At 61.6% G+C, this 3,274-nt stretch carries 2 protein-coding genes; both read right to left on the bottom strand.

Annotated elements, in window-relative coordinates; genetic code table 11:
* Positions 1 to 575, bottom strand: a 575-nt coding sequence (locus tag NEZ08_RS14495) for a hypothetical protein (protein WP_298107938.1), incomplete at its 3' end; no start/stop codon positions are given.
* A 650-nt stretch (positions 576 to 1,225) separates the two neighbouring features.
* Complete coding sequence (gene polX, locus NEZ08_RS14490) at positions 1,226 to 2,980, bottom strand: DNA polymerase/3'-5' exonuclease PolX (RefSeq protein ID WP_298107935.1); 1,755 nt, start codon at positions 2,978 to 2,980, stop codon at positions 1,226 to 1,228.
* Positions 2,981 to 3,274 lie beyond the last annotated feature (294 nt).

Below are 3,274 nucleotides of genomic sequence, written 5' to 3'. Positions count from 1 at the left end.
GGCACGTGGGACGCGGCCACAAGAGGGGGCTGGTAACGGAAGTTGAAGGTGAAGTCCAGGCTCTTCCGCGCGTCCCACTGCTGCTGAGTCATTTTGAAAGCCGAGAAAAAAGTTCCCTCGACCGTCTGGCCGGGGCCAATGGTCGTGTCGATCGTCGAGAGGGGCTTGAGATGCGGCACGGCAAGGTTCGGATAGGCGACGAAGATGCGATCGTAATCGCCCTTGTTGGCGGCGTAGCTGGAGTGGATGCCATCGGCGAGCGCGACGTTGGTGGTGGCATTGCCGAGAACGATCGGGTGATCGGTCTGGTTGTGTAAACGCACGGTTGCGAAGACCATGATCTGATCGACACTTTCCTTGGGCATGGGCGCCCCGCTGGCGTCGATGCCTGAGGTTTCCGTGTGCTGGGGATGAACCCAGACGGCGGTGATCTGGCCGGTGGCAAAGGGCGGCTTCTGGTTCGCAATCACGTAGATGGCAATAGCGAAACTGACCACAAGAGCCGCAACCATGGTGGCGATCACCACGTGACTGGTGCCTCGGGTCAACTCCTCGCCGCGCGCGGCGTCGTCCATTTCGTCCTGATGAAGCAGGCTCATACGGCCCCCATTCTGACAGCGAACTTATCTTAGCGCGAACTGTGCGTCACAGGCCATATTTGGCGGCGAGGCGGCGTTTCGGCCGTCCCTCCGCATCGAGTCCGTTGACCTACATGCGGGTATTTACTCTTCTGTAAGTGATTTGGTTACTAGGAGATTTGCGCCTTTTTCGCTTGATGGTCCGGCCTGCCACGTTTAGTATTGACGATTATTCCGCACCAGTTTATCTAAGCTTGGGGAACCAGAGCGTTTTCGTGGGCGGCATGACGCTGGGACAATTTCAAGGCTTCAGCAATCCAAATCGAAACGTCAACCTGTTTCTTGCGAAGTTCGGGCAATGAGGTCGGGTTCGGTGCCTGATCGATCAGGATTGCGCCCTATGACCTTTTTCGCAGTTTGCTATACAGCCACTCCAGGCTACGCTGCTGACGAACCCGAACACCGTTGTGGTCTACGCCGACAGCAACACCCAGATGCTTAACACCAGCCCGATCACCGTGGGCAGCGTGGTCCGCTTCTATGGGCTGGTGTTCAACGACAACGGGACGCTGCGCATGGATTGCGCCGAGATCAACGACGGAGTACCGGAATAGCAGGGCGGGAGACCTTGCAATGTCTAACTGGCATTACGGCCGTGCGCGCAGACCGGCGAGGAAGCCTTCGGCGTCGCGCGTGTTCAGGATGTCTTCCGGCGCGAGCCAGGCGCGGCGTAATTGCATGACGCCGTAGTTCATCTTGCCCAAGTTACGCGCGTCGTGGGAGTCGGACGACATGACGATCCTGCATCCCATCTCCTTGGCCAGGCGCAGATCGTGGTCGTTCAAGTCGAGCCTTTCCGGCGCGGCGTTGTGCTCCATGGCGACATCGAGTTCGGCGGCGCGCTTGAGCACCGCGGCCATGTCGAGCGCGAAGGGCTCGCGATGCAGCAGCAGGCGGCCGGTGGGATGGCCGAGGATGCGCACGTAAGGATTCTCGATGGCGCGCAGCACGCGCTCGGTCATCTCCTCGCGGCTCTGCTCAAAGCGGGTGTGGACGCTGGCGATGACCACATCCAGTTGTGCAAGAACTTCATCGTCGAGATCGATGGCGCCGCCGGCGAGAATGTCGACCTCGATGCCGGTGAAGACGCGAATGCGGCCGCCTGTGGATTCGTGAAGGGCGCGGTCGACGGCACGTACCTGCCCGATCTGTTCAAGCACGCGCTTCTCGTCGAGGCCGCCGGTCATGGCGAGGTTCTTGGAGTGGTCGGTGATGGCGATGTATCGATAGCCGCAGGCGATCGCCGCTTCGGCCATCTCGCGGATGGAGTTGCGGCCGTCGCTGGCGGTGGTGTGCATGTGAAGGTCGCCGCGAATGTCGCCGAGAGCGACGACGCGCGGGAGCTTGTGCCCGGCGGCCAGATCGATTTCGCCGAGGTTCTCGCGCATCTCGGGCGGCATCCAGTCCATGCCGAGCGCGGCGTAGATCTCCTCTTCGGTGGCGGCGGCTACGGTTGAGCCATCGTCGAGCCTCGCAAGCGCCCACTCGTTAAGGGTGTAGCCGAGCTTGAGCGCCCTCTGGCGCAGCGCCACGTTGTGCGCCTTGGAGCCCGTGAAGTACTGGAGCGCCGCGCCGCAGGAGGCAGCGGGCAGGATGCGCACGTCGACTTGCAAACCCTGTTCGAGATTGAAGCTAACCTTGTTTTCGCCTTTGGCGATGATGTCGTGGATGCCGGGGTAGGCGACGACATGTTCAACAGCCGCGGCTGTGTGGCCGGGTTCGCAGGCGGGGCCGGTGGCCAGCAGATCGAGGTCACCTACCGTCTCGCGGCCACGGCGCAGCGAGCCGGCCGGCGTGACCTTGTCAATTCCCTCGAGCCGCAACAGATAGGCGGCGATGCGCGCGGCTTCTTCGGCCGCCACATCAATGCGGAAGCGGCCGGCGCTGCGCCTGAAATCGTCGATTCCCCTGCGCAGCTTTTCAATCTGTTTGGCGCCCATGCGGGGCAGGCCATTGAGGCGGCCCGCCGCAATGGCTTCGGCGAGCTGATCGATGTTGGCGATTTTGGCTACATCCCATAGGAAGGCGATGGTTTTAGGGCCCATGCCTGAGAGCTTGAGCAGGTCGAGAATCCCGGCACCGTACTTGGCCAGCAACTGGTCGCGCTGTTCGAGAGAGCCTGTCTGCGCGATGGTCTGGAGCTTGGCGGCCATGCCTTTGCCGATGCCGTCGATCTCCATGAGGCGCGCGGCATCGGAAGCAGCTTCAACGAGATCGACGGTGGTCTGCTCGGCGGCGTCGGCTGCGCGGCGATAGCTGCGGATGCGAAAGCTGTCGGCCCCGTCGATTTCAAGCAGATCCGCGGTCTCGGCCAGCAGTCGCGCCATGGTTTTGTTATCCATGGAACGAACCTCCGGCCTTGAGTATCGATCATTGCCAGGTTGGATGGCCAGTCAGAAGTTGGCAGAGTGGAGCTCAGCACATCCTCTATTGAGATGGCCTGAAGGGTCTGGACCTGCAAGACCTTGCACGGATACAGGAGTGCACTGCATCGCGTGTGACGAGAGGAGACCTTCAGAGCGCAGATACCTTTGCCGCCGGGCGGCGGTCTTGCGGTAGCGGCCAGGACAAACGATGTTTAAGCGGCGTTGTGAGCTGCATCCCGAAGACGAACCACAGCATCCGCCTGCGGACCC

Source organism: Bradyrhizobium sp., assembly GCF_027451485.1.
Taxonomy (GTDB): Bacteria; Pseudomonadota; Alphaproteobacteria; order Rhizobiales; family Xanthobacteraceae; genus Bradyrhizobium.
Note: the sequence above shows the minus strand (reverse complement) of the source record. Positions and strands in the feature narration are given on the sequence as shown.